This window comes from Saliniferula longa, from assembly GCF_050789285.1.
In the GTDB taxonomy this organism is placed as follows: domain Bacteria; phylum Pseudomonadota; class Alphaproteobacteria; order Rhodobacterales; family Rhodobacteraceae; genus CAVPWP01.
The window spans coordinates 898,102-923,161 of sequence record NZ_JBOUVX010000002.1; the positions used below are offsets into that span (position 1 = coordinate 898,102).

21 protein-coding genes and 1 riboswitch are annotated in these 25,060 nt (G+C 67.6%); of the genes, 16 read left to right on the forward strand and 5 right to left on the reverse strand.

Annotation, left to right across the window (positions count from 1 at the left end):
* Positions 1–20 precede the first annotated feature (20 nt).
* Entirely contained in the window at positions 21–344 is a 324-nt protein-coding gene (locus tag ACRDNQ_RS10940) for a 2Fe-2S iron-sulfur cluster-binding protein (RefSeq protein WP_431828677.1), read from the forward strand.
* Complete coding sequence (locus ACRDNQ_RS10945) at positions 344–1,072, forward strand: FG-GAP repeat domain-containing protein (RefSeq protein WP_431828678.1); 729 nt, start codon at positions 344–346, stop codon at positions 1,070–1,072. Before ACRDNQ_RS10940 ends, ACRDNQ_RS10945 begins: the two co-directional genes overlap by 1 nt.
* A gap of 64 nt (positions 1,073–1,136) precedes the next feature.
* On the opposite strand, the gene purD is transcribed toward ACRDNQ_RS10945, so the two are convergent.
* Positions 1,137–2,408, reverse strand: a complete 1,272-nt coding sequence (gene purD / locus ACRDNQ_RS10950) for a phosphoribosylamine--glycine ligase (RefSeq protein ID WP_431828679.1) — start codon at positions 2,406–2,408, stop codon at positions 1,137–1,139.
* An 89-nt stretch (positions 2,409–2,497) separates the two neighbouring features.
* Between purD and xseA the strand changes: the two genes are divergently transcribed.
* Complete coding sequence (gene xseA / locus ACRDNQ_RS10955; protein ID WP_431828680.1) at positions 2,498–4,045, forward strand: exodeoxyribonuclease VII large subunit; 1,548 nt, start codon at positions 2,498–2,500, stop codon at positions 4,043–4,045.
* A 6-nt stretch (positions 4,046–4,051) separates the two neighbouring features.
* Here xseA and ACRDNQ_RS10960 read toward each other — a convergent pair whose 3' ends face one another.
* Complete coding sequence (locus ACRDNQ_RS10960) at positions 4,052–4,423, reverse strand: hypothetical protein (RefSeq protein ID WP_431828681.1); 372 nt, start codon at positions 4,421–4,423, stop codon at positions 4,052–4,054.
* A 156-nt stretch (positions 4,424–4,579) separates the two neighbouring features.
* Between ACRDNQ_RS10960 and ftsY the strand changes: the two genes are divergently transcribed.
* From ftsY to ACRDNQ_RS10985, 5 genes are all read left to right on the forward strand, one after another.
* The gene (gene ftsY / locus ACRDNQ_RS10965) at positions 4,580–5,923 is read left to right on the forward strand and encodes a signal recognition particle-docking protein FtsY (RefSeq protein ID WP_431828682.1); all 1,344 of its coding nucleotides are present in this window, start codon (positions 4,580–4,582) and stop codon (positions 5,921–5,923) included.
* 112 nt (positions 5,924–6,035) lie between these two features.
* Positions 6,036–6,944, forward strand: a complete 909-nt coding sequence (locus ACRDNQ_RS10970) for a DMT family transporter (RefSeq protein WP_431828683.1) — start codon at positions 6,036–6,038, stop codon at positions 6,942–6,944.
* A gap of 11 nt (positions 6,945–6,955) precedes the next feature.
* Positions 6,956–7,564, forward strand: a complete 609-nt coding sequence (locus ACRDNQ_RS10975; protein WP_431828684.1) for an inner membrane-spanning protein YciB — start codon at positions 6,956–6,958, stop codon at positions 7,562–7,564.
* Positions 7,565–7,606: 42 nt separating this feature from the next.
* Positions 7,607–7,685: riboswitch (SAM riboswitch) on the forward strand.
* A 54-nt stretch (positions 7,686–7,739) separates the two neighbouring features.
* Complete coding sequence (metZ, locus tag ACRDNQ_RS10980; protein WP_431828685.1) at positions 7,740–8,921, forward strand: O-succinylhomoserine sulfhydrylase; 1,182 nt, start codon at positions 7,740–7,742, stop codon at positions 8,919–8,921.
* A gap of 4 nt (positions 8,922–8,925) precedes the next feature.
* Positions 8,926–9,663: a glutamine amidotransferase gene (locus ACRDNQ_RS10985; protein ID WP_431828686.1), complete on the forward strand. Its 738-nt coding sequence runs from the start codon at positions 8,926–8,928 to the stop codon at positions 9,661–9,663.
* A gap of 6 nt (positions 9,664–9,669) precedes the next feature.
* Here ACRDNQ_RS10985 and ACRDNQ_RS10990 read toward each other — a convergent pair whose 3' ends face one another.
* Positions 9,670–9,846 carry a hypothetical protein gene (locus ACRDNQ_RS10990; RefSeq protein ID WP_431828687.1) on the reverse strand — a complete coding sequence of 59 codons (177 nt, stop codon included), beginning with the start codon at positions 9,844–9,846 and terminating at the stop codon, positions 9,670–9,672.
* A 630-nt stretch (positions 9,847–10,476) separates the two neighbouring features.
* On the opposite strand from ACRDNQ_RS10990, the gene folE2 reads away from it, so the two are divergent.
* Both folE2 and ACRDNQ_RS11000 read left to right on the forward strand, forming a co-directional pair.
* Positions 10,477–11,577, forward strand: a complete 1,101-nt coding sequence (gene folE2, locus ACRDNQ_RS10995) for a GTP cyclohydrolase FolE2 (protein ID WP_431828688.1) — start codon at positions 10,477–10,479, stop codon at positions 11,575–11,577.
* A 123-nt stretch (positions 11,578–11,700) separates the two neighbouring features.
* On the forward strand, positions 11,701–13,146 hold the full coding sequence (locus ACRDNQ_RS11000; RefSeq protein WP_431828689.1) for a TrkH family potassium uptake protein: 1,446 nt from the start codon (positions 11,701–11,703) through the stop codon (positions 13,144–13,146).
* 12 nt (positions 13,147–13,158) lie between these two features.
* On the opposite strand, the gene ACRDNQ_RS11005 is transcribed toward ACRDNQ_RS11000, so the two are convergent.
* Positions 13,159–14,931 (reverse strand): serine protease, encoded by a 1,773-nt coding sequence (locus ACRDNQ_RS11005; protein WP_431828690.1) that lies wholly within the window; start codon positions 14,929–14,931, stop codon positions 13,159–13,161.
* Positions 14,932–15,088: 157 nt separating this feature from the next.
* On the opposite strand from ACRDNQ_RS11005, the gene ACRDNQ_RS11010 reads away from it, so the two are divergent.
* The 6 genes from ACRDNQ_RS11010 to glmM all read left to right on the forward strand — a co-directional run bounded on the left by ACRDNQ_RS11010 (position 15,089) and on the right by glmM (position 23,852).
* Positions 15,089–16,012, forward strand: a complete 924-nt coding sequence (locus ACRDNQ_RS11010) for a glycine--tRNA ligase subunit alpha (protein ID WP_431828691.1) — start codon at positions 15,089–15,091, stop codon at positions 16,010–16,012.
* A gap of 36 nt (positions 16,013–16,048) precedes the next feature.
* On the forward strand, positions 16,049–16,576 hold the full coding sequence (locus ACRDNQ_RS11015) for a DUF6446 family protein (protein ID WP_431828692.1): 528 nt from the start codon (positions 16,049–16,051) through the stop codon (positions 16,574–16,576).
* Positions 16,576–18,831 carry a glycine--tRNA ligase subunit beta gene (gene glyS / locus ACRDNQ_RS11020; RefSeq protein WP_431828693.1) on the forward strand — a complete coding sequence of 752 codons (2,256 nt, stop codon included), beginning with the start codon at positions 16,576–16,578 and terminating at the stop codon, positions 18,829–18,831. The genes ACRDNQ_RS11015 and glyS overlap by 1 nt, the downstream gene beginning before the upstream one ends.
* Before the next feature lie 49 nt (positions 18,832–18,880).
* Positions 18,881–21,475: a putative PEP-binding protein gene (locus ACRDNQ_RS11025; RefSeq protein ID WP_431829116.1), complete on the forward strand. Its 2,595-nt coding sequence runs from the start codon at positions 18,881–18,883 to the stop codon at positions 21,473–21,475.
* A 181-nt stretch (positions 21,476–21,656) separates the two neighbouring features.
* Positions 21,657–22,349 (forward strand): cell wall hydrolase, encoded by a 693-nt coding sequence (locus ACRDNQ_RS11030; RefSeq protein WP_431828694.1) that lies wholly within the window; start codon positions 21,657–21,659, stop codon positions 22,347–22,349.
* A 156-nt stretch (positions 22,350–22,505) separates the two neighbouring features.
* Entirely contained in the window at positions 22,506–23,852 is a 1,347-nt protein-coding gene (gene glmM, locus ACRDNQ_RS11035; RefSeq protein WP_431828695.1) for a phosphoglucosamine mutase, read from the forward strand.
* 131 nt (positions 23,853–23,983) lie between these two features.
* Here the strand turns inward: glmM and ilvC are convergent, their stop codons facing one another.
* The gene (gene ilvC, locus ACRDNQ_RS11040) at positions 23,984–25,006 is read right to left on the reverse strand and encodes a ketol-acid reductoisomerase (RefSeq protein WP_431828696.1); all 1,023 of its coding nucleotides are present in this window, start codon (positions 25,004–25,006) and stop codon (positions 23,984–23,986) included.
* Between the last annotated feature and the right edge of the window lie 54 nt (positions 25,007–25,060).

Consider the following 25,060-nt stretch of genomic DNA (forward strand, 5'->3'; position numbering starts at 1 on the left):
CGAGTTCCGGAGCAGCGCAAATGGCGAAAATCACCTATATCGAGCACAACGGCACCGAGCATGTCGTGGAAGTCGCCAACGGCATGACCGTGATGGAAGGTGCGCGCGACAACAACATTCCCGGCATCGAGGCCGACTGCGGCGGCGCCTGTGCCTGCTCGACCTGCCATGTCTATGTCCACCCCGACTGGGTCGCGCGCCTGCCCGAGAAGGACCCGATGGAAGAAGACATGCTCGACTTCGCGTTCCAGCCCGACCCGGTGCGTTCGCGTCTGACCTGCCAGCTCAAGGTCAGCGACGCCCTCGAGGGTCTGGTCGTTCAGATGCCCGAAAAGCAGATCTGATGCGCCAGGCGGCGCTTTTCGCCAGCCTCCTGGCGGCGGGCTGCGCCATGGCGGACGGCTCCGATCCGGAGATCGTCGACGCCCGCTACGAGACCCCGCTCGACACCTACCCGCACCGTATAATGGGCGGAATCCGCGAACAGGCCGTGCTCGTGGCGGTCGACGGGTCCGGGCGGGACTACCGCGTCGATCTGCGCGACACCGGCTCCAACGTCTTCGAGGATATCGCGCCCCGCGTGGTCGACGCCGACGGCGACGGGCAGAGAGACGTCGTGGTGGTCGAGACCTCGATGACCGAAGGCGCGCAGCTTGCCGTCTACGGCCTGCGGCATGGCCGACTCGTGAAGACCGCCGCCACCCCGCACATCGGCGAGCGTTTCCGTTGGCTTGCACCCGTGGCGGTCGCCGACCTTGACGGCAACGGGATCACCGACATTGCCTATGTCGATCGCCCGCATCTTGCAAAGACCCTTCTGGTCTGGAGCTACGCGCCCGGCGGCCTGACGCGGATCGCCTCGCTTGGAGACGTGACCAACCACCGCATCGGCGACGAGGTCATCTGGGGCGGCCTGCGCGACTGCGGTGCCGGGCCCGAGATGGTCTTGGCCGATGCCGCCTTCAGCCGCGTGGTTCTTGTTCGCCTGACCGGCGATGGCCTCGAACGTCGCGACACCGGCCTTCCGGCGACGCCACAGGGCTTCGACCGTACCCTGGATTGCCAGGACTAGTCATTCTTCTGGCGGAAAATACCTCGGGGGTCAGGGGGCAGCGCCCCCTGTCCTGGTCTTGCTGTCATCGGCCGCCCAGCGCCCGCCAGCCGATGTCCCGGCGGCAGAATCCCCCGGGCCAGTCGACCGCATCGACCATCGCGTAGGCCCGGTCCCGCGCCTCGTCCAGCGTGTCGCCGCGCGCGGTGATGTTGAGAACGCGCCCCCCGGTCGCGATGACTGCACCATTCCGCCGCGCGGTTCCCGCATGAAAGACCATGTGCCGGCTGTCCTCGGGCAGGGCGTCGAGCCCGCGGATCTCGGATCCCTTTGCGTAGGCTCCCGGATAGCCCCTCGCGGCCATGACCACCGTCATCGCGTGATCCTCGGCCCAGTTCACCTGCGCCCCGCGAAGCCGGCCCTCCGCGCAGGCCAGCATCAGGTCAAGCGCTTGGCCCCCAAGCCGCATCATCAGCACCTGGCATTCGGGATCGCCGAAACGCACGTTGTACTCGACAAGTCGCGGCGCGCCGTCCCGGATCATCAGGCCGACGTAAAGAACGCCCTGGTAGGGCGTGCCGCGCCGGGCCATCTCGGCGATGGTAGGCCTCACGATGCGCTCAAGAGCAAGGTCCGTGACCTCGGGGGTCATGACCGGCGCGGGGGAATAGGCGCCCATACCACCGGTGTTCGGCCCTGTGTCGCCCTCGCCCACGCGCTTGTGGTCCTGAGCCGTTCCGATCGGCAGGACGTCGGTGCCATCCGAGAGGACGAAGAACGACGCTTCCTCGCCCTCCATGAACTCCTCGATCACGACCTCGGCGCCGGCCGCGCCGAAGGCGCCGCCGAACATCTCGTCGATCGCGGCCATCGCCTCGTCCTCGGACATCGCGACGACGACGCCCTTTCCGGCCGCGAGGCCGTCAGCCTTGACGACGATCGGCGCGCCCTGCGCCCGGACATGGGCCTTGGCCGCCCGGGCGTCCGTGAACCGTGCCCAGGCTGCGGTCGGCGCGCCGGCGGCGTCGCAGATTTCCTTGGTGAAGGCCTTCGACGCCTCAAGCCGCGCGGCGGCCTGAGAGGGGCCAAAGACCAGAAGACCGGCGTCGCGAAGCCGGTCGGCCAGGCCTGCCGCCAGCGGCGCCTCGGGTCCGACGATCACGAAGCTGACCGAGTTCTCTTCGGCGAAGGCGGCGACAAGGCCGCCGTCAAGAATGTCGATCTCGGCGCATTCGGCGATCTCGGCGATGCCGGCGTTGCCGGGCGCCACGATCAGGCGGTCGCACTTGGGGTTCTGAAGAACGGCCCAGGCCAGCGCATGTTCGCGCCCCCCGCCGCCGAGGATCAGGATGTTCATGCCGCCGTCCCTTGCTTCTTTCCCTTGGCCTCGCCGCGTTCTAGGGTCCGGGGCGACACAGCACAAGAAGGCAGCACGGGGCGCGGCCCATGGACCTTATCGACGATCCCCAGCCAGGCGAAAACGCGCACGACTATACCGTGTCGGAAATCTCGGGTGCGCTCAAACGCGTGATCGAGGGCGAGTTCGGCCGCGTCCGCGTCCGAGGCGAGGTCGGGCGGGTCTTCTCGGCGCGCTCGGGCCATCTTTACTTCGATCTCAAGGACGACCGCTCGGTCCTGGCGGCGGTCACCTGGAAGGGGCAATTGTCCGAACTGCGCGTCCTGCCCGAGGAAGGGATGGAAGTTGTGGCGACCGGCCGCCTGACGACTTTCCCCAGCCAGTCGAAGTATCAGCTCAACGTCGACGACATCCGTCCTGCCGGCGTGGGCGCGCTGATGGCGATGCTGGAAAAGCGCAAGGCCCAGCTTCAGGCCGAAGGCCTGTTCGCCGCCGAACGGAAGAAGCCCATCCCCTTTCTTCCCCAGGTCATCGGCGTCGTCACATCGCCGGGCGGGGCCGTGATCCGCGACATCCTTCATCGCCTGCGCGACCGCTTCCCCAGGCACGTGCTTGTCTGGCCCGTCGCCGTCCAGGGCGAGAAATGCGCCCCCGAGGTCGCCGCCGCGATCGAAGGCTTCAACCGCCTGGCCCCCGGCGGGGCGATCCCGCGCCCCGACCTGATCATCGTGGCGCGCGGCGGCGGGTCGATCGAGGATCTGTGGGGCTTCAACGAGGAAATCGTCGCCCGGGCGGCCGCCGCCAGCGTGATCCCGCTGATTTCCGCGGTCGGGCACGAAACCGACACGACGCTGATCGACTATGTCTCGGATTACCGCGCGCCGACGCCCACGGCGGCGGCCGAACGCGCCGTGCCTGTGCGCCGCGATCTTCTGGCTTGGGTGGCCGAGCAGGACGCCCGGCTTCTGCGGGCCGTAGGCCAGGGCGTCGCGCGGCGCCGCCAGCGCGTCGGCGACGTGGCGCGCGCCCTGCCGCGCCCCGAAGCGCTGGTCGCAAGCGCGCGCCAGCGCCTTGATGCGGCCGACCGCGCCCTGCCCCTCCTGCTGCGACAGGTGACGCGCGCCAGGGCGCACAGGCTGACCGAGCTTTCGGGCGCGCTGCGCCCCGCGGTGTTACGCGCGCGGATCGGGCGCGAGCGCACCTCGCTCGTCCAGTGGGCCGACCGGCACGCGCCCGCTCTTGGACGTCTTCTTGCCCGCAAGCGGCAGGATCTGGGCACCACCGCGGGACGCCTCGACCCCGCCCGGCTGCGCCGCCGGGCGGTGAAGGAACGCGCCGACCTCGACCGGATCGCCGCGCGGCTTGCCGCGGATGGCCGGGGGCGGCTCGACGCCCTGTCCGCGCGGCTCGAGGCGCTTGACCGCACGCGCCGGACGCTGGGCTACGAGGCGACCCTGGCCCGTGGCTATGCCCTTGTCTGGGAGGATGGCCGCCTTGTTCCGGGCAAGGCCGAAATCGGCGCAGCGACCGCGCTGGAGGTCCAGTTCCGTGATGGGCGCGTGACAGTCACCCTTGGCGAGGCGCGGCCCGCACCAATGCCGAAACCGCGCACCCCGGATCAGGGGTCGCTTTTCTAGGCAGGGTCAGACCCCGACCTTCGGCCCCAGGCACTGAAGCGGCTCGCGGCTTTCGCGGGTCTCGTAGAGCGGGCGGCTCTCGGGGTCGTTCTCGAACCGGGCGACCAGGCCGCCCGGCCCTTCGAAGAAACTCCAGCACTGCACGGCCTCGAAATCCTCGTATTCGAAGCAGATCATCGGGCCGGCTTCGTACCAGGTGCCCTCGACGCAGTCGCCATCAAGGAAGGTCCAGCGCACGCGGCGGTCGGGCAGGTATTCCTCGGCCCCGAAGGCCACGCCCCCGTCGCTGTAGAACAGCGTCTTGCCGCGGGTATAGGCGTCAAAGTCGGCAGCCGACATCGGTGCTTCTGCGGCCGCGGGCGCGGCAAGAAGGATCATCAGGGCGCAAAGCCGGCGCATGTCGGCAAGACTGCCACGGTCCTGCAACCGCTGCCAGCGCCGCTTTGCCGCAGCGCGGCCCGTCAGGCGATCATCCGCCGCTTCCCATTCCCCGGCCAAGCGCTTAAGTCAGGGCCTGAAAGGGGGCCGGGCGCCATGTCATTCCTCAAGAAACTCCGCGAGCGCATGTTCAAGACCTCGTCGAAGCTGGACGAAGGGCTCGAGGCGATCGTGGCCGAGGGCGGCACCGAAGGCACCGCGGCCGATCCCGAGGTGCCGCAAACGCCCGCCCCCCGGCCCGAGCCCGAACCTTCCCCCGTGCCGCAGCCTGCGCCGGACCCCGTGCCGGCACCCCTGCCGAACCCCGAAACGGAACCCGAGCAGGTCCCCCCACCGCCGCCGGAAACGCCCGAACCCGCGCCCGAACCGGAACCCGAGATCCCGGTCGCCCCGGAACCCGAGCCCGCGCATGAACCCTTCGGCATTCCCGACGCGCCGTCGGAAGTGCCCGAAGCGCCGCCTGCCGAGATCCCGTCCTACGACGAGCCCATCCCCGACAATGGCCCGGACGAGATCCCGGGCGTAATCGTCGACGAGGCGCCCGCCGCACAGAAGCCGGGCTTCCTCGGCCGGCTTCTCGGGCGCGGCGCCGCCGCCCCGGTCCTGCGGCGCGAGCTTGACGACCAGATGCTCGAACAACTCGAAGAGCTTCTGATCACCGCCGACATGGGGGTGGACACCGCGATGCGCGTGACCGCCAACCTTGCCGAAGGACGCCTTGGCAAACGCCTGTCGGTGGCCGAAATCAAGGAGATCCTCGCGGCCGAGATCGCGCGGATCATGGAACCCGTCGCCCGTCCGCTTCCGATTTATCCCAAGAAGCCGCAGGTCATCCTTGTCGTGGGTGTCAACGGATCGGGCAAGACGACGACCATCGGCAAGCTTGCCAGCCAATTCCGCGCCGCCGGCAAGAAAGTGGTGATCGCCGCCGGCGATACCTTCCGCGCCGCGGCCGTCGAGCAGCTTCAGATCTGGGGCGATCGCGCCGGCGTGCCGGTCCTGACCGCGCCCGAGGGCTCGGACCCCGCCAGCCTGGCCTTCGACGCCATGACCCGGGCCGAGGCCGAGGGGGCCGATCTTCTGCTGATCGACACCGCGGGCCGGCTCCAGAACCGCCAGGACCTGATGGAAGAACTTGCCAAGATCGTCCGCGTGATCCGCAAGAAAGACCCCGAGGCCCCGCACAACACGCTTCTCGTCCTCGACGCGACCACGGGACAGAACGCGCTGAGCCAGGTCGAGATCTTCCGCAAGCTGGCCGATGTCTCGGGCCTCGTGATGACCAAGCTCGACGGCACGGCGAAGGGCGGCGTCCTCGTGGCGCTCGCCGACCGCTTCGGCCTGCCGATCCACGCGATCGGCGTGGGCGAGCAGATCGACGACCTTGCCCCCTTCGACCCCGAGGACTTCGCCCGCGCCCTGACCGGGGCGGCTGCGTGACGACCCCGATCGGGGGGCCGGCCAGGGCTTCTTCTGGCCGAAACTACCTTCGGGGGGCGCGCCCAGGGCGCGCGGGGGCAGACAGCCCCCTCGGCGTGCGCAGCAGGCGCTGATGTCCAGTCTCAGCGCCTGGATCGTCGGGCAGGAAGGGACCGAGGCCGGGCGAGAGCTTGCCCTGGCGCTCGCCCTCTTCGCGGCCTTCACCCACGCGCTGTTCGGCGCGCTGCAAAAGGGCCGCCACGACCCCTGGATGTCGCGCGCGGCGATCGATCTCAGCTACGGCATCATGGCCGCGCCGGTGGCGCTGTTCCTCGTGCCCTGGCCCGAGCCGCACATGTGGCTGATCTTCGCGATCGTCTGGGTGATCCACGTGGGCTACAAGCTGTCCCAGGCCGCCGCCTATACCGCCGGGGCCTATACCGTGGTCTACCCCGTGGTGCGCGGCAGTGGGCCGATCTTCACCGTGATCGGGGCCTATCTCCTCTTCGGCGAGATCTTCACGCCCCTGCAATGGCTGGGCATCGCCGTGCTCACCTCGGGCATCTTCGGGTTGGCGGCCTACAATCTGCGGCACGTCACACTGGATCGCCATCGCCTGCCGATGGCGCTTGGCCTTGCGGTGCTGACCGGTGGCTTCGTCGCGCTCTACACCACCTACGACGCCTACGGCATCCGCGCGACCGCCGATCCCTTCACCTTTCTGGCGTGGTTCTTCTTCATCGACGGCTTCTTCATGCCCATCTACGTGTGGCTGACGCGTCGCAGCCGGCCGCTTCCGCCCCTCGGCCCGCTTGCGGCGCGGGGCATCGCCGGCGCGGTCGTCGCCTTCGCCTCGTTCGGGGCGATCCTGCTGGCCACGCGGCTTGACAAGGTGGGCGAGGCGGCGGTCCTGCGCGAGACCTCGACCGTCTTCGCCGCGCTGATCGGCTGGCTGTTGCTGGGCGAACGGGTCGGGCCGCGCCGGCTTGCGCTTATGGCGTTGATCGCGGCGGGGGCCGTGATAGTAGAACTCGGCGGATGAAGGAGGGGCCGATGGCCGAAAGACCGATCAATCCGGTGCTGAAGCAGGTGCTCGAGCTTGGGCCGCCGCTTCTGTTCTTCGCGGCCTACCTCTGGGTGCGGGACGAAACCTTCACCATCGGCGGCACCGAGTATGACGGCTTCATCGTCGCGGCAGCCGCCTTCGTGCCGGTCCTTCTGGCCTCGATCGCGGCGCTCTGGTGGCTGACCGGCAGGATCAGCCGGATGCAGGTCTTCACTGCCGTGCTCGTGATCGTCTTCGGCGGCCTGACGGTCTGGTTCAACGACGAGCGCTTCTTCAAGATGAAGACAACGCTGGTCTACGGCATCTTCGCCCTGATCCTCGGCGCGGGCCTTCTTCAGGGGCGGTCCTACCTTGCCTGGGTGATGAGCGAGTTCCTTCCCATGCAGTCCGAGGGCTGGATGATCCTGACGCGCCGCCTGACCGCCTGTTTCGCGGCGCTGGCCATCGGAAACGAGGTCGTCTGGCGCACCATGTCGACCGATGCCTGGGTCAAGATCGAGACCTTCGGCTTTCCGCTTGCGCTTTTCGCCTTTCTCTGGTGGCAGATCATGGCGCTGCAGAAATACGTGATCGAGGACGATCCGAAGACCGACTGAGACCCCGCGCGGCGCTTGACCGCTTCGGGCATGCGCTGTAACTGCGGCCCACGTGGCGATTTGTTCACCCGATTGCGGGCCACGCTAAACAAACCGCTAAAGAGGTCTCGGGTCGCGACAGCCCCCGGCGCTTCTGCGGTGGGGGCTTTTTGTTGCGATAAGGAGGCCGCGCCCCATGTCGAAGGATTGGAAACCCCGGACGAAGCTGGTGCACACGGGCATCCGGCGCAGCCAGTACGGCGAAGTCTCGGAAGCGATCTTCCTGACGCAGGGCTTCGTCTACGACAGCGCCGAGGCAGCCGAGGCACGCTTTCTCAAGGCGGGCGAGGACGAATTCATCTATGCGCGCTACGGCAACCCCACCGTGCGCATGTTCGAAGACCGCATTGCCGCGCTGGAAGGGACCGAGGACGCCTTCGCCACCGCCAGCGGCATGGCGGCGGTCAACGGCGCGCTGACCTCGATGCTTCGGGCGGGCGATCACGTCGTGTCATCGCGCGCCCTGTTCGGGTCCTGCCTCTACATCCTCGAAGAGGTGCTTACCCGCTACGGGGTCGATGTCACCTTCGTCGACGGCCCCGACCTTGATCAATGGCGCGCGGCCGTGCGGCCGGGCACGAAGGCGGTGTTCTTCGAGTCGCTGTCGAACCCGACGCTCGAGGTGATCGACATAAGGGCCGTCTCGGACATCGCGCATGCCGTGGGCGCGACCGTGATCGTCGACAACGTCTTCTCGACGCCCACGTTTTCGCGCGCGGTGGAACTTGGCGCCGACGTGGTGGTCTATTCGACCACGAAGCACATCGACGGGCAGGGCAGGGCGCTGGGCGGCGTGATCCTTGGCACCCGCGAGTTCATCCGCAAGACGGTCGAGCCCTACCTCAAGCACACCGGCGCCGCGATGAGCCCCTTCACCGCCTGGATCATGCTCAAGGGCCTCGAGACGCTGGACCTGCGGGTCCGGGCCCAGGCCGACAGCGCGACCCGGATCGCCCAGGCTTTGTCCGGCGATCCACGCCTGTCCCGCGTGATCTTCCCGCACCTGCGCGACCATCCCCAGCACGATCTGGCGACCGCGCAGATGGAGAAGGGCGGCACGGTCCTGTCGCTGGACCTGCGGGGCGGGCAGGCGGCGGCCTTCCGGTTCCTGAACGCGCTTCGGATCGTCACGATCTCGAACAACCTCGGCGACGCCAAGTCGATCATCACCCATCCCGCGACCACCACGCATCAGCGCCTGTCCGAGGACCAGCGCGCCGCGCTGGGCATCACGCCGGGCCTAGTGCGGTTGTCCGTGGGCCTTGAGGACGCCGAGGACCTGCTTGCCGACCTCACGCAGGCGCTCGACGCGGTCTGAGGCGATGAAGCCCTTCCTCGTCCTTCAGCTTCGCCCCGAGGATGCCGCCGCCGACGACGAATACGCGGCCTTCCTTTCCAAGGGTGGTCTGCCCGAGGAACGGGCGCGGCGCATCCGGCTTGACCAGCAGCCGCTGCCCGCCGATCTCGATCTTGCGGAGTACGCGGGGGTGATCGTGGGTGGCGGTCCGGGGTGCCTGTCGGACGACCCGGCGACGAAGGACCCGGTCGAGGCACGGATCGAGGCCGAGATCCTGTCGCTGATGCCGGCGATCACCACGCACGACATTCCCTTTCTCGGCTGCTGCTACGGCATCGGCATCCTGGCCCATCACCTTGGCGCCGAGGTGTCGAAGCGCCGGTTTGGCGAACCCGTGGGCGCGGTCACGGTCGCGCGCACGCCCCAAGGCGCAGATGACCCGCTTCTGGCGGGCCTGCCCGACACCTTCGATGCGCTTGTCGGCCACAAGGAGGCGGTTCAGGAGCTTCCCGCCGGTTGCGTTCCCCTACTGGGCTCGGCGCACTGTCCGTTCCAGATGATCCGACACGGAAAAAACGTCTACGCCACCCAGTTCCATCCGGAATCCGGCCCCGAGAACTTCGCCCTCCGGATCGAGGTGTACCGCCACAAGGGTTACTTCCCCCCCGAAGAGGCCGAGGCCCTGACCGCTGCCGTCGCCACGGCCCGGATTACCGTGCCGCAGGAAATCCTGCGACGGTTCGTCGCCCGCTATCGGGCCTGAGCGGGCTCAGAAACGCCACGCGAGGTAAGGTCCTCCGTCCACCGCATCCACGCCGTGCTGGAACACGCCCAGACAGCCAAGCGCGGCTTCGGCATACAGCACCTTGGACAGGCGGCCGTGCACGTCCACACGGACATGTCCGCTGATGTCGGAACGGTTCGCGACCGACGGTCCGGTCTTCACTCAGCGTCGTGGCGAAGGAGGGACCCACCGCGACGGTCGATGCATCCTGCGCAATCAGACCGCCTAAGCCGCAGCCGCTGGTCCGCTCGATCTCGATCCGGGTTCCGACCACCGTTCCCGCCGCAACCATCCGATCAAGGCCGGCAGCGAAAAGGACGTCGTCGTTCTTGGCGGCGCAAGGTCGCAGTCCGGCGTGGGCGTTCCCCGCGGGTCACGACGACCGGATCGTACAGGCCCCGCCCGCGCTTGCCTGTCGACTGGTCTCCGCATGCCTCGGGAAGTGCCGGTCTGGCACCCGCGATCCCGGACACGGTGCCGGGATGCGGGGTGGCGAGCGGACGCCCGGGCTGTTCCGGACGGCCAGGCGTCAACCCCCTGGCGGCAGAACGTCGACCGGCGGGACAGCCGGCGGCCGAATGACCCCCTGGGGAAGCGGCGGAAGCCCCTACCATTCGTCCGGTTCTTTGTCTGCAAAGGGCAGTCGCCGCCGTTCGCCACACGGAGCCGGAGATGGGCGTGGGCGAACAAGTCCAATCGCGCCCTGGCCGCGTATAATGGGAGAAGCAGACAAGATACCCCCGGGGCGCGCCACACATGAACGCTTCGTGGCAGGCGGGGAGGGAGACGGACATGAACATCCATTCGACCGAGATTGAACGCGAACCCACCCGGGACGAGGCGAAGGCCGCACTGCGCCTTCTGCGCAACTGGGCCTCTGGCGCAGGCCGGGACGAGATCGCGACGCTCGATCCGTCGATCGCCCGGCTTCTGCCCGGGCAGCCTGCGGCCTATCCGGCGCTGGCGCGCGACTATCCCGCGTCCTTTGATGTCGACGACGCCTATCGCGCCACGCTGCCCGATCTGCAGAACGGCCCCGAAAGCCTGATCAAGGGCGCCCACCGCCGTATCCAGCATGTCGGCATCTCGAACTTCCGCCTTCCGATCCGTTACAGCACCCGCGACGGCGGCGAGATCCTTCTTGAAACTTCGGTCACGGGCACGGTCAGCCTCGAGGCCGACAAGAAGGGCATCAACATGAGCCGCATCATGCGGTCGTTCTATGCCCATTCCGAGAAGGTCTTCGGTTTCGACGTGATCGAGGCGGCGCTTGACGACTACCTTGGCGACCTCGACAGCTTCGATGCCCGCATTCTGATGCGGATGAGCTATCCGCTTCAGGTGAAAAGCCTGCGTTCCGGGCTGTCGGGCTGGCAGTACTACGACCTGGCGCTGGAACTGGTGCACCGGGGGGGGCAGCGCACGCGCATCGTCCACCACGACTACGTCTATTCCTCGACCTGTCCCTGTTCGCTGGAGCTGTCCGAGCATGCCCGGCGCGAGCGTGGCCAGCTTGCGACGCCGCATTCGCAGCGCTCGGTGGCGCGCGTATCGGTCGCCCTTGACCCGTCCGTCGACACGGTCTGGTTCGAGGATCTGATCGAGATGTGCCGGGCGGCCGTTCCGACGGAAACGCAGGTCATGGTCAAGCGCGAGGACGAACAGGCCTTCGCCGAACTGAATGCCGCGAACCCGATATTCGTCGAGGACGCCGCCCGGCTGTTCGCCGAACGGCTGCAGGCCGACCCGCGCATCGGCGATTTCCGCGTCGCCGCCAGCCATCAGGAAAGCCTGCACAGCCACGACGCGATCAGCGTGCTGACCGAAGGCGATACCTTCGTCGCGGCCTCGATCGACCCGCGCTTCTTCGCAAGCCTGATCCACGTTCGCTAAGGCGCGTGGCGAAGCCGGCGATCCCGGGGATCGCCGGCCACCCGGCCACAGTCGGCGGTGGCGCCCTTCGGCCGGTCCACCGCTTCTTGACACCCGTCCGGACCGCGGCCAAGCCTTGCTTCCATGATCGACCTGCGCCCCGTCGGATACGTGATCGGCCTGCTCGTCGCGGCGCTTGGGGTGACGATGCTGGTGCCGATGACGGTCGATTTTGCCGCGGGCGACGACAACGGCTGGGCGTTCCTCGAATCCGCGATCGTCACCATCTTTTTCGGCGGTCTTCTTGCGCTGGCCTGCGCGAACGGGGTCGGCAAGAGCCTGACGATCCAGCAGGCGTTTCTGCTGACGACAGGGGTCTGGGCCGTGGCGCCAGCGTTCGGGGCGCTTCCGTTCATCCTTGGCGCGCCGCAGGTCCGTCTGGTGGACGCCTATTTCGAGGCGATGTCCGGCGTTACCACCACGGGCTCGACGGTCCTCGTCGGGCTCGACGATTTACCGATGGGCACGAACCTCTGGCGCGGCGTCCTGCAGTGGCTGGGCGGCCTCGGGATCATCATCGTCGCCATGCTGTTCCTTCCGGTGATGAAGGTCGGCGGGATGCAGTTCTTCCGGTCCGAAGGCTTCGACACGCTGGGTAAGGTGCTGCCGCGCGCGCTTGATATCTCGGCGGCGCTGCTTCGCATCTACATCGCGATGACGCTGATCTTCGCCATCGTCTATTACGCCCTCGGGATGAGCGGGTTCGACGCCATCGTGCACAGTCTGACCACCATCTCGACCGGGGGGTTCTCGACGCGCGACTTCTCGTTCGCCGAGTTCCAGGGCGCCCCCGAATATGCGGCCACCCTGTTCATGGTGCTTGCAAGCGTTCCCTTCATCCGCTTCGTCCAGCTCATGCAGGGCCATGGCCGGCCGCTGTTCGTGGACGTCCAGGTCAGGGCCTATGTCCGCTGGATCCTCTATGCTTCGGGTGCCATCGCCGTGTTCCTCGTCGCCGGCGGCGCCGCGATCGAGCCAACGCTGCGCGAGTCCCTGTTCAACGTCGTCTCCACCTTCTCGGGGACGGGCTATACCAGCACCGACGTCACCCTCTGGGGAAGCTTCCCCTTCGTGATCCTTCTTCTGGTGGGGGCGATCGGGGGCTGCACAGCATCGACAGGCTGTTCGATCAAGGTGTTCCGCTATCTGGTCCTGTTCGAAGCGATCAAGTCGCAGATCCGGCAGATGTACAGCCCGAACATGGTGACGATTCCGACGCTCGAGGGACGCAGGATCGAACCTGACGTCATCAACTCGGTGATCCTGCTGTTTTCGCTGTTCATCCTAAGCTTCGGCACGCTCTCGGTCCTGCTGGCGATGACCGGGCTCGAGATGCGAACAGCGATCACCGCGTCCTGGACCTCGGTCTTCAACATCGGTCCCGCCTTCGGCCCCGAGGTCGGCCCGACCGGCGCGATGAACGCGTTTCCGGATTCGGCCAAATGGCTGATGAGCTTCGGAATGCTGATTGGCCGGCTCGAGATGGTGTCAGTTCTGGTGATCTTCACCGCCCGGTTCTGGCGCGCCTGACCGCGCCAGCCGTCAGTTCCAGCACTCGACCAGAACGGTCATGTCGGCGGCGAGGACGGCAAGGTCCTCGGGCGCGATGGGTGCGGCCCCGGTCGATTGCGCGGGTCGGGGCGTGATGCCGTTCGCGTCAAGGAACAAGGCGATCGCTTCGGCATCGGCGGCATAGCGCACGTCATCGGGAAGGCGCTGCGCCGTGTCCCGGGCGCGCGGCAGAAGCATCCCAAGCACCGATCCCTGCGTGTCGAAGACCGGGCCGCCCGAGTCTCCGTCCTCGGCGATCAGGGCAAGGCGTGTCAGGTCCTCGCGCCCGTCCAGCGCGCGCGTATCCTCGAGCGTGCCGAAGGTCATCGTGGGCGCGCCCAGCACCCCGCCGAAGCTGAAGCCGGAGACCGCGATCTCGGTTCCCGGGCGCGGCAATCCCGCATCGAAACCAGCATAGCGCAAGGGCGACAGCGCTTGCTGGGGGCGCAGAAGGGCAAGGCCAAGGACCGGATCGACGGCCACGACCTCGGCGGTGATCTCTTCGCCCAGGGTCAGCCGGCCGCATTGTGCCACGCTCTCGGCCGCGGTCAGGACTCGGCCGGCGGCGTCGACGTAGAACCCGGTCGTCGCGCTTTCGGGGCTGCGGATCTCGAGCCCGGACAGAAGGTCGCGGCGCCGCGCGTCGTCAAGCGGTGCGATGTCGTCGGGCAGGACCTGTCCGGCCAGCGGGGCGAAGCTTGCCTGCATGGCCGCAAGCGTGCGCAGGCGGCGTTTTTCGTCGCCCTGCGGCCAGATCAGGGTAAAGCCCTTCACCGCGCCGTCCCGCACCTCGGCATAGGTCTGGGAAATCACCGTCGCATCTTCGCCGACAAGGGTGAAACTGCGTCCCTCGATGCCGCGCGGCCCCGCAAGGGGCACGATTTCGAGCGTCTGCATGATGTCGTAAAGCGCCGTCAACGCGGTGGCTTCGCCGGGCAGGCTGATCAGAAGAACCTTCACCCCGTCGTCCGTCGCGGGATCGTAATGGACAAAGGGCGCCTCGGCCCGGGCGCGGGCGACCAGCGCGGTGGGAAGCGTGATCTCGATGCCGGCGTCGGGATCGCGCACCGTCTGAAGGCCAAGCGACGCCACATCGTCGCGGAAGCCCTGCACAAGCTGGTTGCGCTGGGCGGTCTGCAGCACGCCGGTCACCGGATAGGACTGCGCCGCCTGCCAGGCCTCGATCGCGCGCCGGGTGCCCTGGCCGAAGGCGCCGTCGATCGCCGCGCCATAGAAGCCGTCCCAGGCGAGGGCGCGCTGGATCTCTTCACGGTCTTCGCGCGTCAGCGCACGTTCGGCCGCGCGCGCCTCGGCAAGGGTTTCCGTCTGCGGCTGAAGCACGGACGGCAAGGGCGTGGGCGCCGCGTCCGGCGCCGGATCGGGGGTCGGCAGGGCCGAGATCACCGGTGTCGCCGCCGCGAAACCCGCGCCCTCGGGCCAGTATTGCTGGCGGAACTGGCCCGGGTCGGCAACGAAACTGTCGGCCGGAATGGCCCGCCGGGCCCGAAGGTCGGCGCGCACGGCCTGAGCGACCTCGGGCGTGAAGGGGCCAAGTGCGATGGCGTACCAGCCCGACGGAAGCCGGAAGCCACTGACGTTCTCAAGCTGCGCGTCCCACGCGCGCACACGCTCAAGCGCCTGTTCAAGGTTGGGCCGCGCTTCGATCTGGACCCAGCGCACCTCCTGCGCGTCGGCGCGCAGGGGAAGGGTGACCGAAACGAAGGTCGCGACGAGGAAAATCGCCGAAAGGAATGCCTGCTTCATCTTGTTGCTCGAGCCTTGTCGTCACGGTGAAATGCACCGCCGTACGAGAATATCAAAGGTGTCACGTGATGCGAGGCAATAATCGCCGCGCTGGCGATTGACGCCCCCGGGGTGCCTGCCTATTGAGAACGCGCTTTTCCCCGGGGACGCCGCCACCATGGCCACTGACCGACCGACAAGCTTCCAGGACGTCATCCTGCGCCTTCAGGCCTACTGGGCCGCGAAGGGCTGCGCGATCCTGCAGCCCTACGACATGGAGGTCGGCGCTGGCACCTTCCACCCGGCCACGACCCTGCGCGCCCTGGGATCGAAACCCTGGGCTGCGGCCTATGTTCAGCCCTCGCGCCGGCCGACCGACGGGCGCTATGGCGAGAACCCCAATCGGCTGCAGCATTACTACCAGTTCCAGGTCCTCATCAAACCCTCGCCGCCCGACTTCCAGGAGCTTTACCTGGGCAGCCTCGAGGCCATCGGCATCGACCTTGGATCGCACGACATCCGCTTTGTCGAGGACGACTGGGAAAGCCCCACGCTGGGCGCCTGGGGTCTGGGCTGGGAGGTCTGGTGCGACGGCATGGAAGTCAGCCAGTTCACGTATTTCCAGCAGGTCGGCGGGCATGACTGCCGCCCGGTTTCGGGCGAGCTGACCTATGGCCTCGAACGGCTGGCGATGTATGTCCTTGGCATCGACCATGTGATGGAGATGCCATTCAACGACCCGCAGACGGCAATTCCGCTGAGCTACGGCGACATCTTCCGCCAGACGGAAGAGGAATACAGCCGCTGGAATTTCGATGTGGCCAACACCGACCTGCTTCTTCGCCATTTCGAAGAGGCCGAGGCCGAATGCGCCGCCATCCTTGCCCAGTCGGCGGTCGATCCGAAAACCGGCAAGCGCATTGTCATGGCCCATCCGGCCTATGACCAGTGCATCAAGGCCAGCCACCTCTTCAACCTGCTCGACGCGCGCGGCGTGATCTCGGTCACCGAGCGACAGGCCTACATCGGCCGCGTCCGCACGCTGGCGAAGGCCTGCGCCGACGCCTTCCTTGAAACCGAAGCGGGGGGATGGGCGGCGTGACGGCATTTCTGCGTCGTCCGACCGGTCTGCAGTGACGTGAACGGAAAGGTCATCGGCATCGTTCTTGTGGGGCTTGGCCTTCTGGCCGGGGTCGCCATGTACTGGCTGCAGGTCTATGCCTTCTATGAAGAGGCGCGGCTTGTGGCGGACGGAGGCGAGGTCGAGATGAAGATCACCGCGACCTCGGGCGAGGTGGCCGACCTGCCCGTCGCAGACTTCACGGCCATCGACGCCGACAGCTCGCCCATCCGCTTTCGCGCCTGCTTCACGACCGAGGTCCCCGCGGGCCTGAGCCCCGCGCCCTACGCCACCGCCCTGCCGCTCAACGCGCCGCGCTGGTTCGACTGCTTCGACGCCGCGGCGATCGGCGGCGACCTCGACACCGGGGCGGCGGTGGCCGTCCTCGGGCAGGAGAACGTGCTTTACGGCATCGACCGGGTGATCGCGCTTTACCCGGACGGCCGCGCCTTCGCCTGGCACCAGATCAACCGATGCGGGGAAGAGGTCTTCGACGGGCAGCCCGCCCCCGAAGGCTGTCCCACCCCGCCTGAAAGGGACGAGTGATGCCCGATCTTCTGATCGAACTTCTGTCCGAGGAAATCCCCGCCCGGATGCAGGCCCGCGCGGCCGAGGATCTCAGGCGCCTCGTCACCGACGGTCTTGTCGAGGCCGGGCTGACCTATGCCCATGCCGCCGCCTTCGCCACGCCGCGCCGACTGACGCTGGCCGTCGAGGGGCTGCTGGCCGAAAGCCCCGCGCTGAAGGAGGAACGCAAGGGCCCCCGCACCGACGCACCCACGCAGGCGGTCGAGGGGTTCCTGCGCGCGACGGGCGTGTCGCGCGAGGCGCTCGAGGTGCGCGACGACAAGAAGGGGCAGGTCTATTTCGCGGTGATCGACAGGCCCGGCCGCCCCGCGGCCGAGATCGTGGCCGAGGTTCTGGGCCGCGCGATCCGCGACTTTCCCTGGCCGAAATCCATGCGCTGGGGCGGCGGAACCCTGCGCTGGGTGCGCCCGCTGCGCTCGATCCTGTGCCTTCTGACCGACCAGGCCGGCGCCACGGTCGTTCCGATGGAGATCGAGGGGCTGGTGGCCGGCGACACCACCGCGGGTCATCCCTTCCTGTCGGCGGGCCGGTTCGCGGTCACGTCGTTCGACGACTACGTGCGCAAGCTCAAGCGCGCCCATGTGATCCTGTCGCCCGAGGAACGGGCCGCGCAGATCCTGCACGACGCGCGTCACCTTGCCTTCGCGCAGGGACTTGAACTGGTCGAGGACACGGGCCTTCTGGCCGAGGTCGCGGGGCTTGTGGAATGGCCCGTCGTTCTGATGGGCGACATCGACGCCGCCTTCCTTGGCCTGCCGCCCGAGGTGCTGCGCATCTCGATGAAGGAGCATCAGAAGTTCTTTTCGGTGAAGGACCCCAGGACCGGGCGCATCGAGAAATTCGTGACCGTCGCCAACATCGCGACCGACGACGAGGGCGCGCTGATCCTTGCGGGCAACCGCAAGGTGCTGGGCGCGCGGCTGTCGGACGCGCGCTTCTTCTGGGAAAACGACCTGCGCACGGTGAAGGCCAAGGGTCTCGAAGGGATGGCCGCGCCGCTGGCGAACGTGACCTTCCACAACCTGCTCGGCAGTCAGGCCGACCGCATCGCGCGGATCGAGGCGCTGGCACGCGACATCGCGCCACTTGTAGGCGCGCGGCCCGACCTTGCCGCGGAAGCCGCGCGGGTCTGCAAGGCCGACCTCGCGTCCGAGATGGTCTATGAGTTCCCCGAGCTTCAGGGGATCATGGGAAAATACTACGCCGAGGCCGCCGGTCTGCCGGCCGAGGTGGCGGCAGCCTGCCCCGAGCACTACTCGCCCCTTGGCCCCTCGGACGCCGTGCCGACGGCGCCGGTCAGCGTGGCTGTGGCGCTTGCCGACAAGCTGGACATGTTGTGCGGATTCTGGGCGATCGACGAAAAGCCCACCGGATCGAAGGACCCCTTCGCGCTGCGCCGGGCGGCGCTTGGCGTGATCCGGATCGCGCTTGCCAACGGGCTGCGCCTGTCGCTTGATCGCTACATCGATGCGCAGCTTCTGCGTCTCAAGATCGCGCTGCACCGCGACCTTGCCAGCGAGGCCGAGCTTCAGGCGATGCACGAAACACTCGACGCGATTGCGGACCACGGCGTTTTCGGCGCCGCCTTCCGAACGGTGATTTCGGCGCGCGACGCGGACGGCGGTGGCCCGCGTACCGGCGATGGGACGCTTCTTGGCCGGGTGTCGGCGGTCATACCCGACCTGTCGGACGACCTTGCATCCTTTATCCACGACCGGCTGAAGGTGCACCTGCGCGACGAAGGCCTGCGACACGACGTGATCGACGCCTGTATCGCGATGCCCGGCAACGACGACCTTGTGCTTGTCGAGCGGCGGGCGAAGGCCTTGGCCGAGATTCTGGCGACCGACGACGGCGAGAACCTGATCCAGGCTTTCCGCCGCGCCTACAACATCCTGACGCAGGCCGAGGCGCAGGACGGTGTCGAATACTCGTTCGGTCCCGACCCGAAGTTCGCGGAGGCGGCCGAAGAGCGCGCGCTTTTCGCCGCCCTCGACGCCGCAGAAGACCGAATTGCCGTCGCGATTCCCCTGGAGGATTTCACCGCAGCGATGCAGGCCATGGCCGCGCTGCGCGCCCCGGTCGACGCCTTCTTCGAGGCGGTGCAGGTCAACACCGACAACGCTGCGGTCCGGCGCAACCGTCTGAACCTCTTGCACCGGATCTGCCAAACCTGCCTGTCGGTTGCCGATCTGCGACGTCTGGAAGGCTGACCTGTCATGCGCGACACTGTCACGCTTGCCTGACAAACGCGCTTGGGCCATGGTGCAGGAGCAGACGGGTGCCGCAGTGCAGAAACATATTGGAATCGCCGATTTTACCGAGATCACGCCGACGGCGCCGATCGCGGTCGGCCTGCACGGTGGCCGCGCGAAATGCCTGCAGCGGCTGATCCGCCTTGACCTGCCGGTGCCGCGCACGGTCGCGCTGTCGTTTCCCGCCGTTCGCCGGATCGCCGCAGGCGAAACCGTCGACGTCGACGCCATCCTTGCAGGGTTCGGCGCCATGCCTCTGGTGTCGGTCCGGCCCTCGTCGCAGGACCCCGACTGGGGCGGTCCGGGGGCGATCCTGAACATCGGCATGACCGATGCCCGCCATGCCGAACTTTCGGCCACGCTGGGCCGGGCGGCGGCCGACCTGCTCTATCTCAAGTTCATCCAGGCCTATGCCGTGCACGTGGCGCGGCTTGACCCCGAGATGTTCGACATTCCGGCCGAGGTCGTCGAGACGACGCTCCACGACATGCTCTTCGCCTACGAGGAAGAAACGGACGAGCCGTTCCCGCAGGACCCCGCGCGGCAACTGGCCGAGGTTCTGCGGTCGATGGCGCGGGCCTGGGAAGGCACATCGGCGCGGCTTCTGCGGCAGGCCAAGGGCGCGCCCGCCGACGCCGGTCTTGGGCTTGTGGTGCAGGCGATGGCCCTGGGGATCGGTCCCGTCGAAAGCGGATCGGGCGTGATCCAGTTCGTCGACGGGGCGACCGGCCGACCGCAGATAACCGGCCGCTACCTGTCGCAAAGCCAGGGCCGTGACGCGCTGACAGCGGATGCGGGCGCGCTGTTCCTGACCCGCGATCCGCGCGGTCAGTCGCTGGAAGAACACTGCCCGGACTGCTTCGCCGAACTTCTGCGCTATGGCGCGTTGTGCCGGGAACGTCTGCGCGAAGAGATGCAGATCGAGTTCGCCCTCGAGGCTGGCCGGCTCAGCGTGCTGGACGCGGTGCGCGTCGGGCGCACGGCGCGAGGCGAAGTGCGCATCTCGGTCGCGCTGGCCGAAGACGGCATCATCTCGCACGAGGAAGCGGTGCTGCGCGTGCCGCCGCGTGCCTTGCCCGAGCTTCTGCACCACCAGGTCGATCCGCGCGGTCATCGCGATGTGCTGGCGCGCGGGATCGGCGCCAGTCCCGGCGCGGCAACGGGGCGCATCGCGCTGAGTTCGCGCACCGCGCAGCAGATGAAGTCGCGCGAAGAACCCTGCATCCTTGTGCGGCGCGAAACCAAGCCCGAGGATATCCGTGGCATGCACGCCTCGGTCGGCGTGCTGACCGAACGCGGCGGCATGTCCAGCCATGCCGCGGTGATCGCGCGTGGGCTGGGCCTGCCCTGCGTCGTCGGCGTCTCGTCGATGAAGATCAACCGGCGCGACCGATCCGTCACCTTCGGCGACGGGCGGGTCTTCTTCGAGGGCGACGTCGTCACGCTCGACGGCACGGCGGGCCAGGCCATGGCCGGCGAGGTGGCGCTTCTTGCCCCTGCGCTGGACGACGCGTTCCAGACGCTGCTCGACTGGGCCGACGACGCGCGCGACATCGGCGTGCGCGCCAATGCCGACACCCCGGAAGAGGCGCAGATGGCCCGACGTTTCGCCGCCGAGGGCATAGGTCTGTGCCGGACCGAGCACATGTTCTTCGCCGAATCCCGCCTGATCGTGATGCGCGAGATGATCTTCGCGGACCGTGCCGAAGATCGCGCCGCCGTGCTCGAGCGCCTGCTGCCGATGCAGCGCGCCGACTTCGAGGAACTGTTCGAGATCATGCAGGGCCATCCGGTGTGCATCCGTCTCTTCGATCCCCCACTGCACGAGTTCCTGCCCACGGGACGCGAGGGCATTCGCGAACTGGCCGACGCGCTGGATCTTCCCGTGTCGACCGTCAGCCGCCGCGTCGAGGCCCTGAGCGAGTTCAACCCGATGCTGGGTATGCGCGGCGTGCGCCTTGGGATCACGGTGCCCGAGATCTATGACATGCAGGCCCGCGCGATCTTCGAGGCGACCGTGGCCGTCAGCCGGCGGGGCGACGCGGTCGTGCCCGAGGTGATGATCCCGCTGGTTTCGGCCAAGCGCGAGGTCGAGCTTGTCAAGGCAAGGGTCGACGCGGTCGCGGCGGCCGTCCGCGCCGAGACCGGCGTCGATTTCGACTACCGGCTGGGCGTCATGGTCGAAACCCCGCGCGCCAGCCTTCGCGCGGGCGAGATCGCGCAACATGCGGCCTTCCTGAGTTTCGGCACCAACGATTTGACCCAGATGACCTATGGGCTTTCGCGCGACGACGCCGGGCGCTTCATGGGATCCTACGTCAGCCAGGGCGTCTTTCCCGAGGACCCCTTCCACCGGCTTGACATCGACGGGGTCGGCGAGTTGCTGAAGATCGGGGCGGAACGCGGGCGCGCGGGGCGGCCGGACGTGACGCTTTCGGTCTGCGGCGAACATGGCGGCGACCCGGATTCGATCGCGTTCTGCCGCAACGCAGGCTTCGATTACGTGTCCTGTTCGCCCTTCCGCGTGCCTGTCGCGCGACTCGCTGCGGCCCATGCGGCGATCGATGCCCGACGGGCGGCCCTGGCAGAACAGGCCATCTGACCCGTCAAGTTATCCACATTTTGCCCCGCGGATCGGCGGATTTCCGCCCTCCTGCGCCCCTGTCGTAGGGTAAACACTCCGTTTCCGTTCTGGCACTGGACCCTTGCGGCGGAATGGGTCTAGGCCCACCGGGTTGAAGCCGGATCGCAAGGTTCGGCGCTGTCGAAGTGGAGGGGGCTCCATGTTCTTGCAACCCATTCGTTGGGCGGCGATCTGTTTTCTCGCCGCGCTGACGGCTTTGCCGGCATCGGCTGATGTCGTGATGAGCCAGTCCAACAATCCGCGGATCGCCATCGATGCCCAGGTCTCGGGTCTTCTCGGGGCCGAGCGCGAGGCGCTGGCGAACGTGCGCGCGCAGCGCGTGCATCGACTGGTCGAGCCTCTTGCGCCGCATGGCGGGCGGGGACTGCCCAAGGTGCGTTATTCACGGGAGTTCCTGCGCGGTCTGCCGAAAGCCTCAGGCGGCAAGGAATGGGCCTGCCTGGCCGAGGCCCTGTATTTCGAGGCGCGCGGCGAGGCGGTCGAGGGCATCTTCGCGGTCGCCGAGGTCATCCTCAACCGTGTCGACAGCGATCGCTATCCCGACACGATCTGCGGAGTGGTGCACGAGGGTACGGGCAAACGCTACCAGTGCCAGTTCACCTACACCTGCGACGGCCGCAAGGAAGTGATCACCGAACCCGGCGCTTTCGAGATGGTGGGCAAGGTCGCCCGCATGATGCTTGACGGCAAGCCGCGCACCCTGACGGGCGGGGCGACCCATTACCACACCAAGTCGGTGACCCCGCGCTGGTCGCGCGCTTTTCCGCGCACCACGACCATCGGCTATCATCACTTCTACCGGATGCCCGAGGCCACGCTTGTGCGCGGCTGAAATGCCGCGGCGCGGGCCGGTAACATCGTGAAACCTTCCGCGAGGCATGCGCGGGATGCAGGCCCTGCCGCCCTGTGCTAAAAGGCCCGAACAGCCCGCGCAGGCAACAGGCGCGGGTGGGCAGAAGCAGTCGGGCAGGACCAGGGGCGGAAATTCATGACGCGCAAGCTTTTCGGCACCGATGGGGTGCGGGGAAAGGCCAACACCTATCCCATGACGGCCGAGATGGCGCTGCGCCTTGGCGCGGCCTCGGGCCGGTACTTCCGGCGCGACGGGTCGGGCGGACACCGCGTGGTGATCGGCAAGGACACGCGCTTGTCGGGATACATGCTCGAGAACGCGTTGACCGCGGGGCTGACCTCGACGGGGATGAACGTGCTGTTGCTTGGCCCGGTGCCCACGCCGGCAGTGGGCATGCTGACCATGTCGATGCGAGCCGATGTCGGCATCATGATCTCGGCCAGTCACAACCCGGCGCATGACAACGGGATCAAGTTCTTCGGACCCGATGGCTTCAAGCTGTCCGACGACGCCGAGACCGAGATCGAGCAGCTTGTCGAGGAAGGGGTCGAACCCGCGCAGGCCCGAAACATCGGCCGCGCCAAGCGCATCGACGATGGCCGCTTTCGCTATGTCGAGCGGGTGAAGACCACCTTCCCGCAGGGTCTGCGTCTTGACGGGCTCAAGGTCGTGGTCGACTGCGCGAACGGCGCGGCCTACCGGGTGGCGCCGGACGTCTTCTGGGAACTCGGGGCCGAGGTGATCCCGGTGGGCGTCTCGCCCAACGGGTTCAACATAAACGAGCGCTGCGGCTCGACCCAGCCGGCCACCGCGGCCGAAGCCGTGGTCGCGCACGGCGCAGACGTGGGCATCTGCCTAGACGGTGACGCGGACCGCGTCGTGATCATCGACGAAACCGGCGCGGTGGCCGATGGCGACCAGATCATGGCGCTTTTCGCCGCGCGCATGGCCGAGCGTGACCTTCTTGCCGGCGGCACGCTTGTCGCCACGGTCATGTCGAACCTTGGCCTGGAACGCTTTCTTTCGGCGCGGGGCCTGAGGCTGCACCGGACTGCAGTGGGCGACCGCTACGTGGTCGAGGCGATGCGCGCGCACGGCTTCAACCTGGGCGGCGAACAGTCCGGCCACATCGTGATGACCGACTACGCCACCACCGGTGACGGGCTGATCGCCGGGCTGCATTTCGTGGGCGAGATGGCCCGCACGGGCCGCCGCGCCAGCGACCTTGCGCGGAACTTCGACCCCGTCCCGCAACTTCTGCGCAATGTCCGCTACGGCGCCGGCGCCGACCCGCTGTCGGCCGACCGCGTCAAGGCGATCATCGAAGCGGCCGAGGCCGAACTTTCCGGAAGCGGGCGACTTCTGATCCGCAAGTCGGGCACAGAGCCGCTGATCCGCATCATGGCCGAATGCGAGGACGAGGGCCTTCTGACCCGCGTCGTCGACGGCATCGCCGCCGAGGTCGAGGCCAGCGCAGCCTGACCCCGGTGCAGGGCGCGTCGAATGACGCGGCCTCGGCCTGTCCGGCCCGATCCGGCACCAGCCGACAAGGATGCGCGCATGCAAAGGGGCGCCCCCTGAGGGACGCCCCCGCCAATCGGGCTGTCCGACCCTCAGTTCTTGGACTTGTCGACCATCTTGCCCTTCGAGATCCAGGGCATCATGGCGCGCAGCTTTTCGCCGACCTTCTCGATCTCGTGTTCGTCGTTGATCCGGCGGGTGGCCTTGAACATCGGCTGGCCCACGGCGTTCTCTTGCATGAAGTCGCGCACGAAGCGGCCGGTCTGGATGTCCGTCAGGACGTCCTTCATGCGCTTCTTGGTCTCGTCGTAGGGCAGGATTCGCGGACCCGAGACATACTCGCCATACTCGGCGGTGTTCGAGATCGAGTAGTTCATGTTGGCGATGCCGCCTTCGTAGATCAGATCGACGATCAGCTTCACCTCGTGCAGGCACTCGAAATAGGCCATCTCGGGCTCGTAGCCGGCCTCGACCAGGGTTTCGAAGCCCATGCGGATCAGTTCGACCAGACCGCCGCAAAGCACGGCCTGTTCGCCGAAGAGGTCCGTCTCGCATTCCTGGCGGAAGTTGGTCTCGATGATGCCGGAGCGCCCGCCGCCGATGGCCGAGCAGTAGGACAGACCGATCTCGAGCGCCTTACCGGTGGCGTCGTTGTGCACGGCGACCAGGCAGGGCACGCCGCCCCCCTTGACGAATTCGCCCCGCACGGTGTGGCCGGGGCCCTTCGGCGCCATCATGATGACGTCGACGCCGGGCTTCGGCTCGATCAGTCCGAAGTGCACGTTCAGGCCATGGGCGAAGGCGATCGCCGCGCCTTCGCGCAGGTTGTCATGGACATGCTGCTTGTAGGTCGCGGCCTGAAGTTCGTCGGGCATGGTGAACATGATCAGGTCGCACCAGGCCGCGGCCTCGGCGATGCCCATGACGGTCAGCCCCTCGGCCTCGGCCTTCTTCGCGCTGGGCGAACCCGGGCGCAGCGCAACGGCAAGGTTCTTCGCGCCCGAATCCCGCAGGTTCAGCGCGTGGGCGTGGCCCTGGCTGCCGTAGCCAAGGATGGCGACCTTCTTGTCCTTGATGAGATTGATGTCGCAGTCGCGGTCGTAATAGACGCGCATGTCGGTTCTCCCTTCTTGTCCGCGACAGGGTGTATCGCCCTTTTCCCGACCGTG

What these genes read in the sequence shown, in the direction of transcription:
- ftsY (WP_431828682.1), top strand. Translation starts at nt 4,580, where the DNA reads ATGTCATTCCTCAAGAAACTCCGCGAGCGCATGTTCAAGACCTCGTCG.
- metZ (WP_431828685.1), top strand. Translation starts at nt 7,740, where the DNA reads ATGTCGAAGGATTGGAAACCCCGGACGAAGCTGGTGCACACGGGCATC.
- xseA (WP_431828680.1), top strand. Translation starts at nt 2,498, where the DNA reads ATGGACCTTATCGACGATCCCCAGCCAGGCGAAAACGCGCACGACTAT.
- ACRDNQ_RS10970 (WP_431828683.1), top strand. Translation starts at nt 6,036, where the DNA reads ATGTCCAGTCTCAGCGCCTGGATCGTCGGGCAGGAAGGGACCGAGGCC.
- ACRDNQ_RS10985 (WP_431828686.1), top strand. Translation starts at nt 8,926, where the DNA reads ATGAAGCCCTTCCTCGTCCTTCAGCTTCGCCCCGAGGATGCCGCCGCC.
- ilvC (WP_431828696.1), bottom strand. Translation starts at nt 25,006, where the DNA reads ATGCGCGTCTATTACGACCGCGACTGCGACATCAATCTCATCAAGGAC.
- purD (WP_431828679.1), bottom strand. Translation starts at nt 2,408, where the DNA reads ATGAACATCCTGATCCTCGGCGGCGGGGGGCGCGAACATGCGCTGGCC.
- glmM (WP_431828695.1), top strand. Translation starts at nt 22,506, where the DNA reads ATGACGCGCAAGCTTTTCGGCACCGATGGGGTGCGGGGAAAGGCCAAC.
- ACRDNQ_RS10960 (WP_431828681.1), bottom strand. Translation starts at nt 4,423, where the DNA reads ATGATCCTTCTTGCCGCGCCCGCGGCCGCAGAAGCACCGATGTCGGCT.
- ACRDNQ_RS11010 (WP_431828691.1), top strand. Translation starts at nt 15,089, where the DNA reads ATGGCCACTGACCGACCGACAAGCTTCCAGGACGTCATCCTGCGCCTT.
- ACRDNQ_RS11000 (WP_431828689.1), top strand. Translation starts at nt 11,701, where the DNA reads ATGATCGACCTGCGCCCCGTCGGATACGTGATCGGCCTGCTCGTCGCG.
- ACRDNQ_RS10940 (WP_431828677.1), top strand. Translation starts at nt 21, where the DNA reads ATGGCGAAAATCACCTATATCGAGCACAACGGCACCGAGCATGTCGTG.
- ACRDNQ_RS11030 (WP_431828694.1), top strand. Translation starts at nt 21,657, where the DNA reads ATGTTCTTGCAACCCATTCGTTGGGCGGCGATCTGTTTTCTCGCCGCG.
- ACRDNQ_RS11025 (WP_431829116.1), top strand. Translation starts at nt 18,881, where the DNA reads ATGGTGCAGGAGCAGACGGGTGCCGCAGTGCAGAAACATATTGGAATC.
- ACRDNQ_RS11005 (WP_431828690.1), bottom strand. Translation starts at nt 14,931, where the DNA reads ATGAAGCAGGCATTCCTTTCGGCGATTTTCCTCGTCGCGACCTTCGTT.
- glyS (WP_431828693.1), top strand. Translation starts at nt 16,576, where the DNA reads ATGCCCGATCTTCTGATCGAACTTCTGTCCGAGGAAATCCCCGCCCGG.
- ACRDNQ_RS10945 (WP_431828678.1), top strand. Translation starts at nt 344, where the DNA reads ATGCGCCAGGCGGCGCTTTTCGCCAGCCTCCTGGCGGCGGGCTGCGCC.
- folE2 (WP_431828688.1), top strand. Translation starts at nt 10,477, where the DNA reads ATGAACATCCATTCGACCGAGATTGAACGCGAACCCACCCGGGACGAG.
- ACRDNQ_RS10975 (WP_431828684.1), top strand. Translation starts at nt 6,956, where the DNA reads ATGGCCGAAAGACCGATCAATCCGGTGCTGAAGCAGGTGCTCGAGCTT.